The sequence below is a fragment of the Pseudarthrobacter sp. TE3704 genome (assembly GCF_056279405.1).
The window spans coordinates 224,612-238,288 of record NZ_JBWCCJ010000002.1 but is presented as its reverse complement, the minus strand read 5'-3'; the positions used below and the strand labels follow the sequence as shown (position 1 = coordinate 238,288).

Annotated in this window: 16 protein-coding genes; 13 read left to right on the top strand and 3 right to left on the bottom strand. The window is 65.7% G+C overall.

Features of this window, described 5'->3' with window-relative positions; translation table 11 throughout:
* The first annotated feature begins 94 nt into the window (after positions 1 to 94).
* Positions 95 to 451, top strand: a complete 357-nt coding sequence (locus tag ACZ9BC_RS05045; RefSeq protein ID WP_476245021.1) for a VOC family protein — start codon at positions 95 to 97, stop codon at positions 449 to 451.
* Positions 452 to 525: 74 nt separating this feature from the next.
* A complete protein-coding gene (gene serB, locus ACZ9BC_RS05040) occupies positions 526 to 1,419 on the top strand; it encodes a phosphoserine phosphatase SerB (RefSeq protein WP_476245020.1) in 894 nt (297 codons plus the stop codon).
* 90 nt (positions 1,420 to 1,509) lie between these two features.
* On the opposite strand, the gene ACZ9BC_RS05035 is transcribed toward serB, so the two are convergent.
* Positions 1,510 to 2,271: an SDR family oxidoreductase gene (locus tag ACZ9BC_RS05035; protein ID WP_115523447.1), complete on the bottom strand. Its 762-nt coding sequence runs from the start codon at positions 2,269 to 2,271 to the stop codon at positions 1,510 to 1,512.
* 155 nt (positions 2,272 to 2,426) lie between these two features.
* On the opposite strand from ACZ9BC_RS05035, the gene ACZ9BC_RS05030 reads away from it, so the two are divergent.
* Positions 2,427 to 2,810: a DUF5655 domain-containing protein gene (locus ACZ9BC_RS05030; protein WP_476245019.1), complete on the top strand. Its 384-nt coding sequence runs from the start codon at positions 2,427 to 2,429 to the stop codon at positions 2,808 to 2,810.
* A gap of 41 nt (positions 2,811 to 2,851) precedes the next feature.
* Here the strand turns inward: ACZ9BC_RS05030 and ACZ9BC_RS05025 are convergent, their stop codons facing one another.
* Entirely contained in the window at positions 2,852 to 3,577 is a 726-nt protein-coding gene (locus ACZ9BC_RS05025) for a beta-ketoacyl-ACP reductase (RefSeq protein WP_079596088.1), read from the bottom strand.
* Positions 3,578 to 3,730: 153 nt separating this feature from the next.
* Here ACZ9BC_RS05025 and ACZ9BC_RS05020 point away from each other — a divergent pair, with 153 nt between their 5' ends.
* From ACZ9BC_RS05020 to ACZ9BC_RS05005, 4 genes are read left to right on the top strand one after another with little or no spacing between them, the layout of a single operon-like run.
* A complete protein-coding gene (locus ACZ9BC_RS05020) occupies positions 3,731 to 4,165 on the top strand; it encodes a DUF3099 domain-containing protein (RefSeq protein WP_476245018.1) in 435 nt (144 codons plus the stop codon).
* Positions 4,162 to 4,431 (top strand): hypothetical protein, encoded by a 270-nt coding sequence (locus ACZ9BC_RS05015; protein ID WP_476245017.1) that lies wholly within the window; start codon positions 4,162 to 4,164, stop codon positions 4,429 to 4,431. Before ACZ9BC_RS05020 ends, ACZ9BC_RS05015 begins: the two co-directional genes overlap by 4 nt.
* On the top strand, positions 4,432 to 5,325 hold the full coding sequence (locus tag ACZ9BC_RS05010; protein ID WP_476245016.1) for an SURF1 family cytochrome oxidase biogenesis protein: 894 nt from the start codon (positions 4,432 to 4,434) through the stop codon (positions 5,323 to 5,325).
* Positions 5,326 to 5,328: 3 nt separating this feature from the next.
* Positions 5,329 to 5,805 (top strand): YbaK/EbsC family protein, encoded by a 477-nt coding sequence (locus tag ACZ9BC_RS05005; RefSeq protein WP_476245015.1) that lies wholly within the window; start codon positions 5,329 to 5,331, stop codon positions 5,803 to 5,805.
* Positions 5,806 to 5,989: 184 nt separating this feature from the next.
* Here the strand turns inward: ACZ9BC_RS05005 and ACZ9BC_RS05000 are convergent, their stop codons facing one another.
* On the bottom strand, positions 5,990 to 7,588 hold the full coding sequence (locus tag ACZ9BC_RS05000; RefSeq protein ID WP_079596083.1) for an ABC-F family ATP-binding cassette domain-containing protein: 1,599 nt from the start codon (positions 7,586 to 7,588) through the stop codon (positions 5,990 to 5,992).
* A gap of 232 nt (positions 7,589 to 7,820) precedes the next feature.
* Between ACZ9BC_RS05000 and ACZ9BC_RS04995 the strand changes: the two genes are divergently transcribed.
* From ACZ9BC_RS04995 to ACZ9BC_RS04970, 6 genes are all read left to right on the top strand, one after another.
* Positions 7,821 to 9,716: a bifunctional copper resistance protein CopD/cytochrome c oxidase assembly protein gene (locus ACZ9BC_RS04995; protein ID WP_476245014.1), complete on the top strand. Its 1,896-nt coding sequence runs from the start codon at positions 7,821 to 7,823 to the stop codon at positions 9,714 to 9,716.
* Positions 9,717 to 9,837: 121 nt separating this feature from the next.
* Positions 9,838 to 10,572 carry a YcnI family copper-binding membrane protein gene (locus ACZ9BC_RS04990; RefSeq protein ID WP_476245013.1) on the top strand — a complete coding sequence of 245 codons (735 nt, stop codon included), beginning with the start codon at positions 9,838 to 9,840 and terminating at the stop codon, positions 10,570 to 10,572.
* Positions 10,573 to 10,650: 78 nt separating this feature from the next.
* Complete coding sequence (locus ACZ9BC_RS04985; protein ID WP_476245012.1) at positions 10,651 to 11,334, top strand: hypothetical protein; 684 nt, start codon at positions 10,651 to 10,653, stop codon at positions 11,332 to 11,334.
* Entirely contained in the window at positions 11,331 to 12,704 is a 1,374-nt protein-coding gene (locus ACZ9BC_RS04980; RefSeq protein ID WP_476245011.1) for a multicopper oxidase domain-containing protein, read from the top strand. The genes ACZ9BC_RS04985 and ACZ9BC_RS04980 overlap by 4 nt, the downstream gene beginning before the upstream one ends.
* 2 nt (positions 12,705 to 12,706) lie before the next feature.
* Positions 12,707 to 13,168: a multicopper oxidase domain-containing protein gene (locus tag ACZ9BC_RS04975; protein WP_476245010.1), complete on the top strand. Its 462-nt coding sequence runs from the start codon at positions 12,707 to 12,709 to the stop codon at positions 13,166 to 13,168.
* On the top strand, positions 13,146 to 13,676 hold the full coding sequence (locus tag ACZ9BC_RS04970) for a copper oxidase (RefSeq protein WP_476245009.1): 531 nt from the start codon (positions 13,146 to 13,148) through the stop codon (positions 13,674 to 13,676). Before ACZ9BC_RS04975 ends, ACZ9BC_RS04970 begins: the two co-directional genes overlap by 23 nt.
* Position 13,677 lies beyond the last annotated feature (1 nt).

Below are 13,677 nucleotides of genomic sequence, written 5' to 3'. Positions count from 1 at the left end.
TGGCGACTGATAACTGATGTCACCAGCCCGACTACGCACATTCAAGCACACAAAACTGTAGGTGGTCTGGGAGGCCGCACCTAGAGTGTTGGCTATGGCTATCGCACGCTTTCCTGTCGTTGTCCTTGACTGCCCGGACCCCAAAATCCTGGCCGAATTCTACGGCACCCTGCTCGACTGGAAGATTGAGGGGGGTGAGGACTGGTGGTCCATCAAAGCAGAGCACGGGGATGCAGTGAGTTTCCAGAAGGTGGATTCCTACAGGCCCCCGCAATGGCCCGGCCAGGACGTACCGCAGCAGATGCACCTCGACGTCGTGGTGGACGACCTCGACGCCGCCGAAACAGAAGTGCTCAAACTGGGTGCCACCAAGCACGAATACCAGCCGGGCACCACGTTCCGTGTGTTCCTTGATCCGGCCGGCCACCCGTTCTGCCTCTGCCTAAGCTGATGTAGCGGACATCGGTTCCCTGCCGGCAGGACGCAATTCAAGGGGCCCGCGCCCCTCTGGATAAGATTGAAGGCATGACTTCGAACGTGACTGCGGTCAGCTATGGCCAAAATATGACTCCAAACGGGCTGGAGCAGCTGCGTTCCGTCCTCGCCGCCCACGGCGCGGTTGTGCAGTCAGAGGACTCCCTGGGCGATGACCGCTACGGGGTGCACGTCGCCACACTGGGCCTTCCGGATGCCACCGCCGCCGGCCTCGCCGTACTGCGGCGGGCCATTGCGGACACGGCCATCGATGGCCTGGACACCGCGCTGGTTCCGGCCGGGCTCCGTGCGGCGGAACGCAAACTGCTCATCATGGACGTGGACTCCACCCTTATCCAGCAGGAGGTCATCGAGCTCCTGGCGGCATACGCCGGCAAGCGCGAGGAGGTGGCAGCCGTCACGGAAGCCGCCATGCGCGGGGAACTGGACTTCACCCAGAGCCTGCACGCCCGGGTGGCGGTGCTCGCGGGGCTGCCCGCCGACGTCGTCAATAACGTCCGCGCGGAAGTGAAACTGAGCCTGGGGGCCGCGGAACTGGTGGCGGCGTTCAAGAAGGCCGGCCATGTGGTGGCCGTCGTGTCCGGCGGATTCAACCAGATCCTCGAGCCCATCGCCGCTGACCTTGGCCTGGACTACTGGCAGGCCAATGAGCTGGAAATCGTTGACGGCGCGCTGACCGGCAAGGTGCTGGGCGCCGTGGTGGACCGTGCAGCCAAAGAGAAGTTCCTGCGGGAATGGGCCGCCGCGGAAGGCATTGCCCTGGAGCACACCATTGCAGTTGGCGACGGCGCCAACGACCTGGACATGCTCGGCGCCGCAGGCATCGGCATCGCCTTCAACGCCAAGCCTGCCGTGCGGGCCGTGGCGGATGCCGCCGTCAACATGCCCTATCTCGACGCCGTCCGCTACGTCGCCGGCGTCTAACGTCTAGCGACTTAACCGCGAAATGACAGTTCGCGGCAGTGTCCCAAAGGAACATTGCCGCGAACTGTCATTTCGGTGTGGGAAGCCTAGCTAGCTGGCGGACTGGCCGCCCTTGCCGAAGTAGTCGGCTCCACCGGCGTACTCGGTGTGGCCGGATTCGACGTCGGCGGTCACCATCCCGGCCACCACCTGGGCGAATTCCTCCACTGAGTACAGTTTCCCGGCCTCGGCACGGCGGGCCTCGATGGCTCCGGGGGTGGAGCGGTCCAGCAGTGTGGCGGTGACGGTGCCCTCGATCATGTCGCCGGACACAACCACCAGGGAGATGCCCTTCTCGGCCAGTGCGGGAATGAGATCGCGGAGTGCGTCCTCACCGGCGCGCTTGCTGCGGGCCACCGGCTCGTAGGCAGGCATGGTGGGGACGGTGTTGATGAAGTGCGCCTGGTGGCTGGTGACGAAGACCACCCGTGAGCCCTCCTTCATCAGGGGCACCGCGGCGTTGAGCATGTTGACCTGGGCGTCGCGGTTCAGCTTGAGGGCGTAGTCCTCGCCCATGCCGGTTTCCATGCCGCCGGAGGCGTTCAGGACCAGGATGTCGAGGGAACCGAAGTTTTCCATCGCGGCGGAGGCCAGGGCCTGCACGCCTTCCTGGGTGGTGAGGTCTGCGCCCACGGCGACGGCGCGGCCGCCGTCGGCCTCGATGCCCTGCACTACCTTGTTGGCGCGCGGCGCCTTCTGGCGGTAGTTGACCACGACGGCGGCACCCTGGCCGGCGAGGATTTTGGCAACGTCAGCGCCGATGCCGCGCGATGATCCAGTGACGATGGCGGTCTTGTTGTCCAGCAGTCCCATAGGGGCTCCTTTTGTTCGAAACGTCTAAGTCGGAGTCGGTCTGCAGTCCATCATGCCAGCGGCCGGTGCTGATTCCGTTGTCTGACCCCCACAAAGAAGGCGATGCCAGCTAGTTTGACGGTGCTGCACACCTTGACCCGGCGTAGGCTCCCCGTATGGCACAGCGGCGGCCGGCCGGTGCGGAGTCCACGCCGGAACAGGTCTTCAGCAATTCACCTGAGGGACTGCGCATCTATGAGGCGGTAGGGCGGGCTCTAAGCGGCGCTGTCCCGGCCTCGGTGCATACCACCATCAGCCAGGTGGCTTTCCGGAACCGGCGCGGATTCGCCTATGTCTGGAATCCGCGCCGACATCTTAAAACCGATATTCCGGCCGTGCTGTCCATTGCACTCCCCCGCCGCCTGGAGTCTTCCCGGTTCAAGGAAATAGTCCATCCATCCCCAGGCGTCTGGATGCATCACCTGGAACTGCGCACCGTCGAGGACATTGACGACGAAGTGGCAGGCTGGCTGGAAGAGGCGTTCGCGGCGGCGGGGTGAGCATGTGCCGTCCGCGTGCGTCCGCCGGTGCAGGTTGTGCCTTAGTGCCCCATGCCCAGGCCGCCGTCCACCGGGATGACGGCACCGGAAATGTAGGCGGCTTCGTCGCTGGAGATCCAGCGGACCACGTTGGCAACTTCCGAGGCCTCGGCAAAGCGGCCGGCCGGGATGCTGGTGAGGTAGTCCTTCTGCGTGGCTTCGGGGAGTTCTGCGGTCATGTCCGTGTTAATGAAGCCCGGTGCCACCACGTTGGCGGTGATGCCGCGGGAACCTAGTTCGCGTGTCAGGGATCGGGCGATGCCCACCAGGCCCGCCTTGGAGGCGGAGTAGTTGATCTGTCCGGGCGCACCGTAGAGGCCGGAGACCGAGGAAATGAGGACAACACGGCCCTTGCGGAGCCGGATCATGCCCTTGGAGGCCCGCTTGATGACCCTGAAGGCACCGGTCAGGTTCGTGTCGATGACGGAGGTGAAGTCATCTTCGCTCATGCGCAGCAGCAGTGTGTCCTTGGTGATGCCGGCGTTCGCCACCAGGACCTCGACCGGGCCGTGGGCAGCCTCAACCTCTTTGAAGGCCGCGTCCACGGAGGCCTCGTCGGTGACGTCGGCCTTGACGCCCAGGATTCCTTCGGGCAGTTTCGACTCGCTGCGGTAAGTCACCGCCACCTTGTCCCCATTGGCCAGGAAAGCCTCAGCGATGGCCAGGCCGATGCCGCGGTTGCCGCCCGTGATCAGGACGCTGCGGGGGGCGGAAACTGCTTCAGTCATTTAGAGGCTCCGGAATTCTGCGGCATGCTGCGCCGCGGTAGCAAGGGTGTGATTTGGCTGCCTCCGATCTTAGCGCCCGCCTTGGCCCGGGTTTGGGTGCCACTGCCGATGGTGAGAGAATTGATGCAAGCCTTTGGAGCGTGATAAACCACCGTGACCCTTGAAAACCATGCGGGACAATCCGCGCCTGAAGAACCCGGGCGGTTCTCCGGCGATTCGGAGGTTCACAGCATTACGGATGCCGCGGGAGCCCATTCCGAGGACATGCGTAAGCGCATGATCAAGTACGCGCTGGCGATGGGCATCCGCATGGTCTGCCTGATCCTGATCTTCGTGGTGGACGGCTGGTTCAAGATCCTCATGGTTGCCGGAGCGGTCTTCCTCCCATGGATTGCGGTGGTCATCGCCAACGGGAACGACAAGGCGGAGGCACACAGCGACCTGTTGCTGGATTCCGCGCCGCTGGCCGAGATAGAGAGCCCGCCCCAACCCTCGGCTGCCGACAGCCCCGGCGACGAGGTCCTGCAGGGCGAGTTGATTAACGACGACGACGAGACCGGCCCCGGGGAGGAGCGCAAGGCATCATGAGCATCTTTGATTTCGCTGCAGGGTCTGAGCCGTCCTTTGCGGAGGCCGCCGCCGTCTGTTCACGCAAGGCCTGCCGGTCCGGCGCCTCCTGGCAGCTCCTCTGGAACAATCCCAAGATCCACACCCCCGAGCGCCGCAAGATTTGGCTTGCCTGCGCAGAGCACAGGGACTGGCTGGAGGATTACCTGCAGACCCGCGGGCTCTGGAAGGAAACCCTCCCGCTTGATGCTGGCTCCCCTTCCGGCCTCGTGGAGCAGGACAGCTGAATGTACCGTTTCCTCTTCTCCAGCAAGTGGCTGGGTTATCTCCTGCTGGCTGCCATCTTTGCCACCGCCTGCGTCTTCCTGGGCCGCTGGCAGATGGACCGCCGCGCTGAGACGCTCGCGGAGATCAACCGTGTGGTGACCAACTACTCCGCAACCCCCGTTCCCTTTGCTGAAGTCAGGGACCAGTTCACGAAGCTGGACCCTGCGAAGGAGTGGACCCAGGTGGAACTGAAGGGCACCTACGACGTGGCGGGCCAGCGGATAGTCCGCAACCGTCCGCTGAACGGCCAGCCCGGCTACGAGGTGGTTGTCCCCTTCCGCCTGGCCTCCGGTGAAACGGTGGTGATTGACCGCGGGTGGCTGCCCATCGGCAACAAGAACCCGGGAAGCCCGGATTCGGTGCCGGAACCGCCGGCCGGTGAGGTGACCGCCGTCGTGCGCCTGAAGCACCCGGAACCTGAACTGCAGCGCGGCGCACCCGAAGGCCAGCTGGCGTCCATCGACCTCACTGCGTACTCGGCACAGCTGGGGTATCCCCTGCTCACCGGCGCCTACGGCCAGCTCGCGTCGGAGACACCGCCGGCAGCACAGATGCCGGCGGCCTTCCCGAAGCCGTCCACGGAGGAGGGCACGCACCTGTCCTACTCCCTGCAGTGGTTCGCCTTCGGTGTCCTGATGTTCGTCGGCTTCGGCTACGCGGCCCGGCAGCAGGCCCGCAACGCGGCGATCGACGCCGAGGACGAGGCCGAAGGCATGGACGGGTCGCTGGACTCGGGCAGCCCGGTCCACTCCGCTGCCGCGGCAGCCCGCCGTCGTCCGTCGCCTCCCCGCAAGCGGAAGCACCCGACCGCCGAAGAAGAAGAAGACGCCCTCCTCGACGCCCAGGGCTACTGAGGCATGACGGAGTACGACGGCGGCCCGGTGGGCCGGGTGCGCTCAGCGTTGGTGCGCTCAGGTGTTGGCGACACTGTGCGGACCTTTCCGGCCGGCGTCCCGACAGCAGCCGCGGCGGCCGAGGCTTTGGAATGCGACCTCGCCGCCATCACCAACAGCCTGATCTTCGATCTCAACGGGGAGCCCCTGCTCATCCTGGCCAGCGGTGCAGCCCGCGTGGACACAAAGCTGGTGGCTGAGCAGTTGGGGGAAGGCCGAATCCGCCGGGCCTCCCCCGACTTCGTGCTGAAGCACACCGGCCAGCATGTAGGCGGAGTGGCCCCGGTTGGCCACCCCGAAAAGATCAGGACCCTCCTGGACGAGTCGCTCCAAAAGCACGAGCGTCTATGGGCCGGAGCAGGCGACCACAACTCAATGTTCAGCATCACCTACCAGCAACTCCAGGGAATAACCGAAGCGCTGGAACTGAAGGTGCGTTGAAGCGTAAAGGCTCCAGAGGCACGAGCGAAGCGGCGTAGGTGATTTATGTAGCGTGCCCAAGGCGTGGGCCCACGCCGTCAGGGTGCCCTGGCCGAGCTTGCGAGGTTAGGGGACGGTGGGGCGAACGAGCCAGCACGCGGCAAATCGCCTACGCCACGTAGCGGAGCCAACCGGGAGGGAAGGCTTAAGCCAGGGTTATCAGGTCCAGGTAGTCTTCGTTCCAGTGGTCTTCGACGCCGTCGGGCAGCAGGACAACGCGCTCGGGGTTGAGTGCTTCGACCGCCCCTTCGTCGTGGCTGACCAGGACGACGGCGCCGCTGTAGTTCTTGAGGGCGCCAAGGATTTCGGCGCGGCTGGCGGGGTCGAGGTTGTTGGTGGGCTCGTCGAGGAGGAGCACATTCGCGCTGGACGCGACGATGGTGGCCAGGGCCAGGCGGGTCTTTTCGCCGCCGGAGAGGACGCCGGCGGGCTTGTCCACGTCGTCGCCGGAAAACAGGAACGAACCCAGGATGCCGCGGACTTCGGCGTCCTTCATGTCGGGGGCAGCGGAGCGCATGTTTTCCAGGACGGTGCGGTCCACGTCCAGCGTTTCGTGTTCCTGGGCGTAGTAGCCCACCTTAAGGCCGTGACCGGCAATAACGTCACCGGTGTCCGGCTGGTCCACGCCCGCGAGCATCCGCAGGAGGGTAGTTTTGCCGGCACCGTTGAGGCCGAGGATGACCACCTTGGAGCCACGGTCGATGGCCAGGTCCACGTCGGTGAAGATCTCGAGCGAACCGTAGGACTTGCTGAGGCCTTCCGCGGTGAGCGGGGTCTTGCCGCAGGGTGACGGGTCCGGGAACCTCAGGGCGGCCACGCGGTCCTGCTCGCGCACCGCTTCAAGTCCGCTGAGCAGGCGTTCAGCACGCTTGGCCATGTTCTGCGCTGCGACGGCCTTCGTGGCTTTGGCACGCATCTTGTTGGCCTGGTCAAACAGGACCTGGGCCTTCTTTTCGGCGTTCGCGCGCTCCCGCTTGCGCGCACGTTCGTCGGTTTCGCGCTGGGTGAGGTAGCGCTTCCAGTCCATGTTGTAGAAGTCGATCTGCGCACGGTTGGCGTCCAGCAGGAACACCTTGTTCACGGTGGCTTCGAGGAGCTCAGTATCGTGGCTGATCACGATCAGGCCGCCCTGGTGGTTCTTCAGGAAGTCCCGCAGCCAGGCGATGGAATCGGCGTCGAGGTGGTTGGTTGGCTCGTCGAGGAGCATGGTTTCTGCATCCGAGTACAGGATGCGCGCCAGCTCCACACGGCGGCGCTGGCCACCGGAGAGGGTCTTGAGCGGCTGGTTCAGCAACCGGTCCGGCAGTGCAAGATTGGAGCAGATGGCTGCAGCTTCGGCCTCGGCAGCGTATCCGCCCGCTGCCAGGAACTCGGACTCGAGCCGGTCATAGCGGTTCATCGCCTTGCGCTGGACGGCGGGATCGTCGCTCGCCATTTCGTCATGTGCGGTCCGGAGTTTGCCGACGGCGATGTCCAGGCCCCGGACGGACAGGATGCGGTCCCGTGCGAGCTGCTCCATGTCAGGGGTGCGGGGATCCTGCGGCAGGTAGCCGATTTCGCCGGTGCGGGTCACTTTGCCGGCGGCCGGCAGGCCTTCCCCGGCAAGGACGCGGGTAAGGGTGGTCTTGCCCGCGCCGTTACGGCCGACGAGCCCGATCTTGTCTCCCTTGTCGATGCGGAAGCTCACCTGGTCCATCAGGAGCCGGGCGCCGGCACGCAGTTCAAGATCCTGAACAGTAATCACAGCAGGTAAAGCCTTTCACAGCAGGGATAAGCCGCGGCCCGGATCGTCTGCGGTGGGCGTGGGCGGCAATGGCCGGAGAACGGCCCATCCAAGTCTACCGTCCAGGCCAACCATGGAGAACCGCGGGTGGAATGCCAAGGATTTCCCAAGCGGCGCACGCCAAGCTGGCACAACATCAGGCGGCGTTGCTGCGCCACCAGGATCAGGGCCGGAGGGCCGCGGAAGGGGCGCGATGTCGCTGAAGATGCAGGCAGTGGCCGGGACAGCGCTGCTGGTGGCAGGGATGCTGTCGCTGGCGTGGGCCTACAATTACGGCGGCGGCGCGGACCCGGGGCCCTTGGACAGGGCAGGATTGGCCGTGACCTGGGGACTGCCCGCCGCGAAGCTTCTGTGCAACCTCGCCAGTGCCGGCACTATCGGTGCCCTCGTGCTCGCGGCGTTTGCGCTCCCCCGCGGCGGAGCCGCCTACTTCAAGGCTCTTCGATGGGCAGGATGGTCGGCGGCTGTCTGGGCCGCGGGAGCCTGCATCCATACCTCGGCGAGTTTCCTGTTCATGGCCAACAGGAGCCCTGCAGCCGGGTTTGATGAGGCATTCCTCACGTTCCTGACCGGGATCGATGCCGGCCGGTCCGGCACCCTGACCATCCTCATAGCAACAGCTGTGGCTATCTCTTGCTCCCGGCTGCGGGGCCCCCGCATGCTTGCACTCACCACCGTTACAGCCTTCGCTGGCCTGTTGCCCCTGGTCATGACATCCCACGCCGCCGGCAGCACCGACCATGCGGACAGTACCACCGCGCTGTTCGTGCATTCGGCCACAGCGGCCGTCTGGCTAGGCGGCCTGCTGGCCCTGATGGTGCTGCGGCCTGTGCTGCCGCCCGGCCAGCTGGGCGCGACGGTACGCCGGTACTCGACGTTGGCGTTGGTGTGCTTCATAGCCCTTGCGGTCTCGGGATATATGGGCGCCCTGGCAACAATCAGCACGATCGAAGCCGTGTTCAGCCCCTATGGCGCCATCGTCCTTGCCAAGGCCGCCGTGCTCATCATCCTCGGGGTGTTCGGGGCGTTCCACCGGCGTTGGTCGATCAACCGGCTGGAGATTGCACCGGAACGGGGCGGCCGCCTCTTCGCCGCCCTCGCCGTTGCCGAGCTCGCCGTGATGGGGATCGCATCCGGGATGGCCGCGGCGCTTGCCCGGACGGAACCGCCGCCAGCCGCCACATCCGGGGAGCCGGGCCCCGTGCTTCCCGAGCCCGGGCTGTGGGAATACCTGTCCGGCTGGGCCCCCGATCCGTTGTGGAGCCTGGTCTGCGGGTTCGCCGTCGTGATCTATCTGGCGGGCATACGTCGGCTCCACACAACCGGCCGGTCCTGGCCCCTACACCGCACCCTGCTGTGGTTGGCGGGAGTGGCGGTCCTGTTCATCGTCACCAACGGCGGCGTGCATGCCTATCAGGGCTACTTGTTCAACGCCCACGTGCTGACACAGATGATGCTTACCGCCATCGTGCCGCTGCTGCTCGTCCCGGCCGCCCCGCTGACCCTGGCCACCCTGACCGTCATCGCCAGAACGGACGGCAGCGCCGGGGCTAAGGAGTTCCTGGAACGGACCGTGCAGCCGGTCCTCGCAGCACTGAGGAGGGATCCATTTCCGGCAGTTCCCCTTCTCGCGGCGTCCCTCTTCGCCATCTACTACACCCCCTTGCTCGACTGGGCAGCCACCGGACAAATCGGCTACAGCGCCATGAGCCTGCTTGCCCTGGTGACCGGTTGCCTGGCCACCGCCGCACTCACAGGGAACCAGGATCCGGGCACCGGCGGCGCCCCGGGCAGGCGGCTGCCTGTTGTAGCGGGAATAGCCGGACTCTACGCATTCTGCGGATGGAGGTTGATGGAGCAGGCTCCGTCCATGGAATTGCCTTGGTCCACCTCTGCAGGCCGGCCGTGGGGGCAGTCGCCCGCGGCTGCCGCAGAATTGGCGGGCCCCGCAATGTGGTCCATCGCAGCCCTGATGCTGGGCATTCTCACCGTGATGATCATCTTCCGCCGTGAACCGGGCCCCGGGGATCCGCGCGCCGGAGCTGCGAACAGTCATGCCCGTAGCCTGCGTGAGGATGTGGCGGCGTAGCGCTCCCGATGGCGGAGCGGACAGCGGTTCAACCCGGGCGTCCGCACTTGCTATTCACAAGGTATTTCCGGGGTCATCCCCCCATGCTGTGTTTTGTCGCCCACCTGTAAAAGGACTCTTCATGACAACCAGACCCCCTCGTTCGTTGCGAGCAGCCACCATCGGGGCAGCCACGGCAGCCTTTCTGACGGTTGGCCTCGATGCCGCGTCCGCCCACGTGTCGGTGACCCCGGAAGGTACCGACGAAGGCGGGTACACCCAGTTGACCTTCAAGGTTCCCAGCGAATCCAAGACCGCCACAACCACCACCGTCAAGGTGGATCTGCCCACGGCAACACCGTTCACGTCGGTCCGCGTGAAGCCCGTCCCGGGTTGGACCGCCCACATCGCCAAAGGCAAGTTGCCGCAGCCGGTAACCGTGGACGGGGCCACCGTCACCGAAGCGCCCCTGTCCGTAACCTGGACGGCCAACGACGTGCAGAGCCAGCTGACCGAGGACCAGTACCAGACCTTCTCGTTGTCTGTGGGGCGGCTTCCGAAGGCCGGTACTGCTGTGTTGCTGCCCGCGGCGCAGACCTACTCTGACGGCAGCGTCCGGAACTGGGACGAACCGGTGGTCGAAGGCCAAGGCGAGCCCCAGGACCCCGCCCCGGTCTTCACCACCACCGCTGCCTCGACCACCCAGCATGGCCATGCCTCCCCAACGGCGGCGGAAACCGCCGTCGTGCCTGCTGCCTCGGTAACCACCGGCGACTCTGTCCCGGCACTGACCTGGGTGGCCTTCGCGGCAGGACTGTTCGGGCTGGCCGCGGGAGTTGCTGCCCTCCTCCGCGCCGGCAGGACCAGGAAGGGCTAAGCGGCGGCAGGACCTCCAAGGTTTCCGCAGGTGGCTGCCAGCACGATGAGCCTAATCCGCAACAACATGGGAGGCGAAATGAATTTTCATCCAAGCCAATTTTCCAATCGAGGCCTCAACCGCCGCCAGTTCGGCCTGGTGCTCGGTGGCGGTGCTTTCCTGTTGCTGGCCGGGGGCAGCTACGGCGTTGTGGGACGAAGCCCACAGACCACAACCACGAGTGTGGCCACGGTTTTTGGTTCCCTCACCATCATTCGGGCCGGACGCCTTGCGCGCCTGGATGCCCAGGGCCAGCCGACTTTCCGGACCCTGGCCGCGGCTGCTGCACACATGAACGCCGGCAGGGGCACCGGAGGCAGCACGCAGGCCCGGCACGTCAGCACTAGCGAAGAGCTCCGCCTCGACCGACACGGCCACAATGACTGGACGCCGGGCGCCCCGGCGGGGCCCGAACCAGTAAACCTCACCTGGTCCGACGTCGTCCTGCTCGAAGTGCAGCTCCGGAATGCCGGGCCGGTACCAGTGCTTTTCAGCCCGGGGCAGCTGCGGCTGAAGCTGCGTCCCTCAGGGACAACAGTCACTCCACGCGACTCCGACCGGAACCCCGGCCCCATAGCACCGCACGCCTCGGAGCACATCCTGATCAGCTACCTGGCCCCACGCGATGCCTTCGAGCTGGAGCTGGACTACTCGGACGAGCAACGGGACGTGACCTACCAGCTGGCACTGCCGCCCATGGCCGCGGAAGCGGTGCGCTCATGAACATCCTGGACGTCCATATCAATGAAGGCTACGTCCCGATGGTGGACGGCTCCCTGGTGTACCACCGGGGCTTCGGCGAGCGCCCCACCCCGGTGACGGACACCAGCCCGTCGCTGTGGATGAGCCCGCGGGTCTTCACCGCGGACGGACAACTGGTAGCCAGCCGGACGTATCCCCTGGACGCCCCGACGCCGCCGCACGGCAGGCCCGCACCCCTGCAGACCGACCTGGACAATCCCGGAGAGTACCTGGCCAGGAAGGAATACTGGGCCAGCTATTTTCCGGACCGTACCCTCATCGCCGAGACAGGCAGCACCGTCCGGATAAGAGTGCATAACCACCTTCCACAACCGCACGAACTCCGGTTCCATACCGCTGGACCCGCCGAACAGGATGAAACGACGGGCCCTGTTGCTCCGGGTACATCGGCTCTCCTTGAGTTCGAAGCACCACCGCCCGGGACCTATCTGTTCACGGACCCGGGCAACGCATCCGTGGAACGGACCCTCGGCCTCTACGGTGCGCTTGTGGTGATAGACCCGTCCAGCGCCTGGCAGCTTTTCCCGGGCGGGACCGAGTTCGAACGGCAATGGCTGTGGTTGTGCCACGACGTGGATCCGAACTGGGCCCGCATCGCTTCCCGCGGCGAAACGGTCAACCCCGCTTCAACACCGGCCGTACCCCGCTACTTCACCCTCAACGGTTACGCGGGCTTCCAGTCGCTGGCGGTCACCACGGATGAGGAATTCAATGAGCGCCGGGAGCAGGACACGCTCCCCTCCGGCCACCCGCGCGAAACGGATGTGCGGAACTTCAGCGCCTCGCCAAGCCCCGGTGCCGTCCGGACCGGCCAGCTGATGAGGATGGTCAACGCCGGCATCGTGGACCACCAGCTGCACTACCACGGCAACCATGTCTGGACGGTGCGCGCCAACGGCGAAGACTTCCCCCGCAGTGGCGGGCGGGTCAGTGCGGACGGGGACGTCCTCCTGCAACACTGGGAGGACACCGTACAGCTCGAACCGATGGACCGAAAGGAGTCGCTGCTTCCGGTCCGGCGTCCACCCGAGGTGGTGGACCAGGTGTGGAACGCCCGCAGTGGCGACTGGAGGTATCCAATGCACTGCCACGCGGAGCCCTCGCAGACGGCGGCCGGCGGGCTGTACCCCGGCGGCCTCGTGGCGGACTGGGTTCTGGCAGCGGGCACGATTCCTGAGCCAGGGCTTCCGGGCACCGTGGCAGGCGGCCATCACCTGTACCGAAGCCAGGTGGAGTTCGCCTCCGACAGCCTCATGAAGGAAGCCCGGAAACTGAGTTCCGCCAGCGTCCGGACGTCAGCAAGGTGTTCGATTTCTTCAACAGGAAACTGAAGGTGCCCAACGGCCCTGAAATCGAGTTTTGGAGTTTCGAGGACGAGAGGTCCGGCCGCGGGCTTCCCGGACCGCTGTTGCGGCTGACGGAGGGGCAACTGTTCCACGGCACAGTGGAACCCAGCAAAAGGGTCCACACCATCCACTGGCACGGCATCGAACCCGACCCCCGGAACGACGGCGTAGGCCACACCTCCTTCGAGGTCACCGGGGAGTACACCTACCAGTGGCGCCCGGAGGTGGGCGTACCCGGGAACCCCAACCGCGGATCTGCCGGAACCTATTTCTACCACTGCCACGTGAACACACCCCTGCATGTACAAATGGGTATGTTCGGGCCGATCATCGTCGATCCGCGGGTGAGTTCCACGGCGCCGCCCCCCCAAGGGAACCCGCCGCCACTCGACGGACGGCCCGCTGTACGACATCGCCACCGAGACAATGATCGCCCCCTATTCGATTGACCCGCGCTGGCACGAACTGAACCATGCAGCTGGTCTGTCCGGGGACGACGCTGGCCTCAACCGGTTCGAGCCCAAACACTTCGTTCTCCTGGGAGGCACGGTCCCCACCCGGCCCAGGGGGGACAGGATATGGGCGATCAGCGCGATGCGCGCCAACGTGGTCACGGACGGCATCGCCCCCACGCTGGTGCGCATGGTGAATGTCGACTACTTTCCCACCCGTACGCGGTTCCTCGATGCGGCGGGCAAGCCGGCGGAGATTGCCGAACTGATCTCCCACGATGGCAGGCCCTTCTGGAATACCCCCAACCCGGACGGCCCGGCGGTCCAGCCCTCTCTGGTCGGGCAGCCGCTGGTCACCAGCATCCTGAAATCCGGCGCAGCGGAAAAGTTCGATTTCCTGCTGCGCCCACCGGCGGCGGGCCGGTACACCATCGCGGTCGACTTCCTGCACTGGATCACAGGCCAGGTCCTGGCGACACGCACGGTGGTCGTCACCGCGTATTAGG

What these genes read in the sequence shown, in the direction of transcription:
- ACZ9BC_RS05045 (WP_476245021.1), top strand. Translation starts at nt 95, where the DNA reads ATGGCTATCGCACGCTTTCCTGTCGTTGTCCTTGACTGCCCGGACCCC.
- serB (WP_476245020.1), top strand. Translation starts at nt 526, where the DNA reads ATGACTTCGAACGTGACTGCGGTCAGCTATGGCCAAAATATGACTCCA.
- ACZ9BC_RS05035 (WP_115523447.1), bottom strand. Translation starts at nt 2,271, where the DNA reads ATGGGACTGCTGGACAACAAGACCGCCATCGTCACTGGATCATCGCGC.
- ACZ9BC_RS05030 (WP_476245019.1), top strand. Translation starts at nt 2,427, where the DNA reads ATGGCACAGCGGCGGCCGGCCGGTGCGGAGTCCACGCCGGAACAGGTC.
- ACZ9BC_RS05025 (WP_079596088.1), bottom strand. Translation starts at nt 3,577, where the DNA reads ATGACTGAAGCAGTTTCCGCCCCCCGCAGCGTCCTGATCACGGGCGGC.
- ACZ9BC_RS05015 (WP_476245017.1), top strand. Translation starts at nt 4,162, where the DNA reads ATGAGCATCTTTGATTTCGCTGCAGGGTCTGAGCCGTCCTTTGCGGAG.
- ACZ9BC_RS05010 (WP_476245016.1), top strand. Translation starts at nt 4,432, where the DNA reads ATGTACCGTTTCCTCTTCTCCAGCAAGTGGCTGGGTTATCTCCTGCTG.
- ACZ9BC_RS05005 (WP_476245015.1), top strand. Translation starts at nt 5,329, where the DNA reads ATGACGGAGTACGACGGCGGCCCGGTGGGCCGGGTGCGCTCAGCGTTG.
- ACZ9BC_RS04995 (WP_476245014.1), top strand. Translation starts at nt 7,821, where the DNA reads ATGTCGCTGAAGATGCAGGCAGTGGCCGGGACAGCGCTGCTGGTGGCA.
- ACZ9BC_RS04990 (WP_476245013.1), top strand. Translation starts at nt 9,838, where the DNA reads ATGACAACCAGACCCCCTCGTTCGTTGCGAGCAGCCACCATCGGGGCA.
- ACZ9BC_RS04985 (WP_476245012.1), top strand. Translation starts at nt 10,651, where the DNA reads ATGAATTTTCATCCAAGCCAATTTTCCAATCGAGGCCTCAACCGCCGC.
- ACZ9BC_RS04980 (WP_476245011.1), top strand. Translation starts at nt 11,331, where the DNA reads ATGAACATCCTGGACGTCCATATCAATGAAGGCTACGTCCCGATGGTG.
- ACZ9BC_RS04970 (WP_476245009.1), top strand. Translation starts at nt 13,146, where the DNA reads ATGATCGCCCCCTATTCGATTGACCCGCGCTGGCACGAACTGAACCAT.